At 67.7% G+C, this 6140-nt stretch carries 6 protein-coding genes; 3 read left to right on the forward strand and 3 right to left on the reverse strand.

Features of this window, described 5'->3' with window-relative positions:
- The first annotated feature begins 17 nt into the window (after nucleotides 1-17).
- Nucleotides 18-620 (forward strand): LysE family translocator, encoded by a 603-nt coding sequence (locus ASC87_RS13910; RefSeq protein WP_056662661.1) that lies wholly within the window; start codon nucleotides 18-20, stop codon nucleotides 618-620.
- A gap of 146 nt (nucleotides 621-766) precedes the next feature.
- Nucleotides 767-2989 carry a LamG-like jellyroll fold domain-containing protein gene (locus tag ASC87_RS13915; RefSeq protein WP_056662664.1) on the forward strand — a complete coding sequence of 741 codons (2223 nt, stop codon included), beginning with the start codon at nucleotides 767-769 and terminating at the stop codon, nucleotides 2987-2989.
- A gap of 71 nt (nucleotides 2990-3060) precedes the next feature.
- Here ASC87_RS13915 and ASC87_RS13920 read toward each other — a convergent pair whose 3' ends face one another.
- Genes ASC87_RS13920 through ASC87_RS13930 form a run of 3 tightly spaced genes read right to left on the reverse strand, consistent with a single transcriptional unit; the run spans nucleotide 3061 to nucleotide 5035 of the window.
- Nucleotides 3061-3537, reverse strand: coding sequence for a CopD family protein (locus tag ASC87_RS13920; RefSeq protein ID WP_056662667.1), 477 nt, complete (start codon nucleotides 3535-3537; stop codon nucleotides 3061-3063).
- A gap of 10 nt (nucleotides 3538-3547) precedes the next feature.
- On the reverse strand, nucleotides 3548-4507 hold the full coding sequence (locus ASC87_RS13925; protein WP_056662682.1) for an Hsp33 family molecular chaperone HslO: 960 nt from the start codon (nucleotides 4505-4507) through the stop codon (nucleotides 3548-3550).
- 3 nt (nucleotides 4508-4510) lie between these two features.
- Nucleotides 4511-5035, reverse strand: coding sequence for a gamma carbonic anhydrase family protein (locus ASC87_RS13930; protein ID WP_056662670.1), 525 nt, complete (start codon nucleotides 5033-5035; stop codon nucleotides 4511-4513).
- Nucleotides 5036-5070: 35 nt separating this feature from the next.
- Between ASC87_RS13930 and ASC87_RS13935 the strand changes: the two genes are divergently transcribed.
- On the forward strand, nucleotides 5071-5862 hold the full coding sequence (locus ASC87_RS13935) for a ferritin-like domain-containing protein (RefSeq protein WP_056662673.1): 792 nt from the start codon (nucleotides 5071-5073) through the stop codon (nucleotides 5860-5862).
- Nucleotides 5863-6140: the final 278 nt, after the last annotated feature.

The raw sequence follows: 6140 nt of genomic DNA on the forward strand, positions 1-6140 counted from the left end.
CCCATCTGGAGCTTCCCATGATCGAACTGCTGGCCGTGGCCACCCTCACCGTGCTGGCGGTCATCAGCCCCGGCGCCGATTTCGCGATGGTCACGCGCAACAGCCTGCTGCACGGGCGCCCGGCCGGATTGCTGGCGTCGCTGGGCGTGGCGCTTGGCGTGCAGTTGCACGTGCTCTACACGATGCTCGGCGTGGGCCTGGTGCTGCGCCACTCGCCGCAAGCCATGGGGGCCATTCGGCTGGCCGGCGCGGTGTACCTGGTGTGGGTGGGGTGCTCGACGTTCCGCGCGCGTCCCGCGGCCGACGGCGCGGCGGCCGCCACCGGCCTCACGGCGTGGCAGGCGGTGCGCACCGGCTTTTTCACGAATGCGCTGAACCCGAAGACCACGCTGTTCGTGCTGAGCGTGTACACGCAGGTGGTGGGCGCCGGCACGCCGCTGCCGGTGCAAGTGGCCTATGGCCTCTTCATGTCGGGCGCGCACCTGGTGTGGTTCGCGGCGGTGGCGGTGGTGTTCTCGCAGGCGGCGCTGCGGGCCCGGCTGCTGCAGCGGCAGCAGCAGGTGAACCGGGTCATCGGTGCCGTGCTGATGGCGCTGGGGCTTTGGCTGGCGATCGGCTAGAAGCCGATGCAACGAAAGGCCTGGCACCTGTCAGCTGAGCCGCCAACTGGCAAGCAGGGTAACGAGACGTTCCGTCAGAACTCCGTCAAGACTTGTGGACACGCGTCGCCTAACGTGCATTGCCCCCACCAACCGGATGAGCCAACGTGTCCAAGACCCAAACTGAACGCGAGGTTGCGCAGGTCCTCCCAGATCAAGCGCGCCGCAGATTGTCGATGGGACTTGGCCTGTTTCCCATGCTGCCGCTACTGCCGGCCTGTGACTTCGGCAGCGACGAGTTCAACGATGCGAGGGCAGGCTCCGACGCCGACTCGTCGGGCTCGAAGGTCGCCATGGGCGCGTCGCAGACCGGCGCCTTCCGCCATCCCGGGCTGGTGCTCGCCGACGCCGACTTCGCGCGCATCCGCGAGCACATCGTGGCCGGCGCCCAGCCTTGGTCCAACTGGTGGAGCAAGATGTGCGCAGACAGCATCTCCAGCCTGGACTCCAAGCCCAACCCGCAGGAGGGCGTGTACCGGGCAACGAACGCCGGCGTCATGTACCGGGACATACAGCGCGCCTATTGTCTTGCGCTGCGCTGGAAGCTGTCGGGCGACACGGACTACGCCGACAAGGCGGTGGAGACGCTCGATGCCTGGTCCGGCAAGCTGAAGGAGGTATGGACGAAGCCTCCCGGCTCCGGCGCACACGAGGACTGGACCGGCTTCCTGCTGGGCGGCATGCAGGGCCACCAATGGGCCCAGGTCGGCGAGATCATGCGCACCTACCCGGGCTGGGCACCGCAGAATCTGGCGCGCTTCCAGAACATGCTGGTCAAGGTCTTCGTCGGGTTGTCGTCGGGCTGGCTCACCGGTGTGACGGACTTGGGGCAGCACCGCGAAGCCAATACCAGCTGGGACATGGCCGCGCTGTGCGGCACCATGGCCATCGGCATCTTCTGCGACCGGCACGACCTGTACATGCAGGCGTACGACTATTACACCGCCAACAACCGCGGCAACGACCGGAAGACGTTCAATACCGGTGCCCTGGTACACGGCGTCTACTTCATGCACCCGGGCCACTTCGGCCAGTGGCAGGAGGCCGGGCGCGACCAGGGCCATGCGACGCTGGGCATGTCGCTCGGCGGCGTGCTGCTCGAGATGGCGTGGAACCAGGGGGACGACCTTTACGCACTGCACAACAACCGGTTCCTCGCGGCGGCCGAGTACGTTGCCCGATGCAACCTGAAAGACGAGGCCGGCAACACGTACCCGATGCCGTTCGTGCCCAAACGAGAAAGCGTGAACCAGTCGTTCCAGAACTTTCGCGGCGCCTGGGAGCCGATTTACAACCACTACGTCAACCGAATGGGGCTGGCGGCACCCAACGTCGAGCGGATGATCGCGCTCTGCGAGTCGAACCAGTGGGCCAACAGTGACGACTTGATGTTCACCACGCTCACGCACCGTCGCGCGCCCTATGCCGGCCCGATGAAGGCGCCATCCGGCCTGACGGCGGTCGGCGTGGGGGGGCGTGCCGTGCTGTCGTGGTGGGGCAGCACTGGCGCGACGGGCTACCAGGTGGGCCGCAGCACAGCGGCGAACGGCCCGTTCAGTGTGATCGGCACCGCGAAGTCGGGCGAGACCCTGACGCTCGCCGACACGCCACCGGCCGGCACCTGGTTCTACCGGGTCACGGCGCTCGGCGCGGACAAGGCGGACAGTGGCCGGTCATCGACGGCGGTGCGCATCGTGCTGCCGGGCGAGCTGCGGTATGCGATGCCGCTTGACGACGGCAGTGGCAAGGCTGCACGGGGTTGGCGCGTAGACGGTGCGGGGCGCAAGGTGCAGTTGGATGCGGCACTCGCCAGCGGAACCGGGTGGGGCAATGGGCGCTCCTCCGGCAAGGCAATCGCTCTGGACGGCAACGAGTCCTCGGTCGAGCTCCCTGCAGGCCTGTTCCAGGACCTTGACGACTTCACGCTCGCGATGTGGGTCAACCTGAAATCGGTTGCCTGGGACAGCTGCCTGATGTTCGTTGGCCAGGACAACCAGAATTACATGCTTCTGCTGCCGGCGGCCGACAGACTGCGGTTCTCGATCAGCGCGGGCAGGGGGGAAATGACGGTGACGGCCCCCGCCCCCCTGCCAACCGGCCTCTGGGTCCACGTCGCCGTGACGCTGCAGGACACGACGGCCAAGCTCTACGTGGACGGCAAGTTGGAGGCGACGGACGATTCGATCCTGTTGTCTCCGCGCCAGATCGGCGATCAAATCCGGCGGCTGGGCCGGACCGATGTCCACCGGGCACTCGACGGCAGTCTGCAGGACTTCCGGCTGTACTCGGGCGCACTGAGTGCCGCGGAAATCGCATCGCTGATGCGCTGAACGTTCTCGCTCGCCATCGACGTCTTCGCACACCGGCTCGTGGTGGCCGGTGCATGAGCGGCCGCATGACGCTAGTTCGCCGTGCCCATCAGCACCACCAGCACGATCACCGCCCCGATGGTCAGGTTGATGGCCACCCAGCCGCGGATGGACGCGAGCGCCTCGCCGCCGGCCGGCCAGTCCTGCGCGGCCACGGCCCGCCGCAGCCGCTTGTAGAGAGCGAAGCGGATGTGCCCGAAGATCAGCATCATCGCCACGCCCAGCACCACCATCACGTGCCACTCGAGCGGCATGTTGAACGGGCCGCCGGTCTGTTTCGTGGTGACCACCACGCGCCACAGCATCCAGCCGCCCGACACGAGGATCAGCCCGATCGAGACCGCCACCGCCTGGAAGAAGCGGCCGAGCGCGATGGCCATCAGCGGCACCCGCTGTGGCGGCGGCAGTGTCATGGCCGCCGGGCGCAGGCAGAAGTGGGTGAAGAACATGCCGCCCAGCCACACCACCACGGCAAGGAGGTGGGCCGTCTTCAGCAGGGCATAGGCCATGGTGGGGTACTCAGTTCAGCGAGGTGGAACCTGGCGGCTGGTCGCGCGCCGGGATGAAGAGCTCATCGACGTCGATGGGGTCGAAGACGTACTGCCGGCCGCAGAAATCGCAGCCCACCTCGACCTTGCCCTGTTCGATGACGATGCCGTCCACCTCGTCCTGGCCGAGGTTGCGCAGCATGTCGGACACCCGGTCGCGCGAGCAGGTGCAGGCGAACCGGGGCTCGACGGGCTCGAAGCGGCGCACGTCCTCTTCCCAGAACAGCCGGCGCAGCACGGTTTCGGCGTCGAGCGTGAGCAGTTCTTCGCTCGTGAGCGTGGCGGCCAGGTGGGCGATGCGGTTGTACGCCTCGTTGAGGCCGATCTCGTCCTCGTGGCGCTCGCGCTCGAGGTTGCGCGAACCTTCCAGCGGCAGGCGCTGGATCAGCAGGCCAGCGGCGGTGTTGTCGTCGGCCGCGAGGATGAGCTTGGTGTCGAGCTGCTCCGACTGCAGCATGTAGTGTTCGAGCACCTCGCTGAGCTTCTGCAGCGGCTCGCGCTTGTCGCCATGCAGGGCCACCACACCCTGGTAGGGCTGCTGGCCCGGCACACGGCCCTGCGGGTCGAGCGTGATGGCGCAGCGCCCGTGGCCCTTCACATTGACGAGGGCCTCGAGCCGCGCGTCTTCGGGCACGTTGCCCACCACCTTGGCGGTGACACGAAACGCCAGGTCGGACTGCACCTCGGCCACGGCCAGCTTGACCGGCCCGTCACCATGCACCTGCAGCACGATGGCCCCGTTGAAGCTGATGTTGGACTGCATCAGCACGCCGGCGGCGGCCATTTCACCCATCAGCTCGCGCACCGGTGGCGGGAACGCATCGCCCGCTTCTTCGCGCCGCTTGAGCACCTCCTGCCAGCCTTCGGTCAGGCGCACGAGCATGCCGCGCACCGGCAGGCCCTCGAACAGGAACTTGTGCAATTCACTCATCATTCAACCGATCTTCTTCAAGCCCGTCGCAAAGCGCCGGGCGTTCAACACATAGTGGGCCGTGCCGCGGTGCATGCCGGCGATCTGTTCGGGCGTCATCTGGCGCACGACCTTCGCGGGCGTGCCCATGATCAACGACCCGTCGGGGAATTCCTTGCCTTCGGTGATCAGCGCTCCGGCGCCCACCAGGCAGTTTCGCCCGATCCTGGCGCCGTTGAGCACCACGGCCTGGATGCCGATCAGCGACCCTTCGCCAATGGTGCACCCGTGCAGCATCACCTGGTGCCCGACCGTGACGTTGTCGCCGATGTCGAGCGGCACGCCGTGGTCCGCATGGAGCACCGAGCCGTCCTGGATGTTCGAGTTGCGGCCGATGGTGATGTGGTCGGTGTCACCGCGCACGACCGCACCGAACCAGACGCTGCTGTTTTCGGCCATCGTGACGGCGCCGATCACCTGGGCGCTGTCGGCCACCCAGGCCGTGGGATCGATGTCCGGCGCTTCGTCGCCCAGCTGGTAGATGGCCATGTCCGTTCCCGAGTGCAAAAGCCATAATTCTAGGGATGAACCCACGCGAGCGTGCCCTGGGGGTGCTCACCCTCACCGATCCGGCCGAAAAGGCGTTGCAGGCGCGCGCGCTGTTCGACGCGCTCGACCCCGCCACCATCGACCCGCAGGCCGTCTTTGCCGACCCGGGCGGCCTGCCCGGCCGGCCCGACCGCCCGCACCTGCGGCCGGCCCGCGAAGTGCCGTCGCGCAGCCCGTTCACCCCGGAGGGCCGGGCGGCGCTGATCCATTCCATCGCCCACATCGAGTTCAACGCCATCAACCTCGCCCTCGACGCGGCCTTCCGCTTCCCGGGCATGCCGGTGGCGTTCTACGTGGACTGGTTGCGCGTGGCAAGCGAAGAGGCCCTGCACTTCGGCCTGCTGCGCACGCACCTGCAATCGCTCGGCTTCGACTACGGCGATTTCGATGCGCACGACGGGCTGTGGCAGATGACCCAGCGCACCGCGGGCGACGTGCTGGCCCGCATGGCCCTCGTGCCCCGCACGCTGGAGGCGCGCGGGCTCGATGCCACGCCACCGCTCCAGGCCAAGTTCGCGAAGGCGGGTGACCCGCGGGCAGTGGAGATCCTCGCGATCATCCTGCGCGACGAGGTGGGGCACGTGGCCATCGGCAACCACTGGTACCGCTGGCTGTGCCGGCGCGACGGGTTCGACCCGATCGCCCACTACCCCGTGCTGGCCGACCGCTACGAGGCGCCGAAGATCCGGCCGCCGTTCAACGTGGAGGCGCGCACGGCGGCCGGGTTCACGGCGGAAGAAATCGCGTTCCTGACCGAGCGGGCCTAGAAAGCGGTGCGCGCCCCGGCCATCATGGCCGACCTACGCCGCGGCGCGCCAGTGGGCAAAGAGCGGCGAAGCCGTCACCCCGGCGCAGGCCGGGGTCTGCACCCTGTCCAAGCACGCCGACGGTGGCACTTGAGCCATCTCCAGCGGTGGTCGGGAAAGCCGTTGTTCGGCGAGAAGGTGGAGATCCCGGCCTGCGCCAATGGGATGGACGCCCCACCCCTAACGGCATCGATGTGCCAAAGTGGAAGTGTCTAAGCAACCACTGACGAAAGCGAGGC

It is taken from the genome of Rhizobacter sp. Root1221, from assembly GCF_001425785.1.
In the GTDB taxonomy this organism is placed as follows: Bacteria; Pseudomonadota; Gammaproteobacteria; order Burkholderiales; family Burkholderiaceae_C; genus Rhizobacter.

Excerpts from the sequence above, each read along its gene's own strand:
- ASC87_RS13920 (WP_056662667.1), bottom strand. The coding sequence starts at position 3,537 with ATGGCCTATGCCCTGCTGAAGACGGCCCACCTCCTTGCCGTGGTGGTG.
- ASC87_RS13935 (WP_056662673.1), top strand. The coding sequence starts at position 5,071 with ATGAACCCACGCGAGCGTGCCCTGGGGGTGCTCACCCTCACCGATCCG.
- ASC87_RS13930 (WP_056662670.1), bottom strand. The coding sequence starts at position 5,035 with ATGGCCATCTACCAGCTGGGCGACGAAGCGCCGGACATCGATCCCACG.
- ASC87_RS13925 (WP_056662682.1), bottom strand. The coding sequence starts at position 4,507 with ATGAGTGAATTGCACAAGTTCCTGTTCGAGGGCCTGCCGGTGCGCGGC.
- ASC87_RS13910 (WP_056662661.1), top strand. The coding sequence starts at position 18 with ATGATCGAACTGCTGGCCGTGGCCACCCTCACCGTGCTGGCGGTCATC.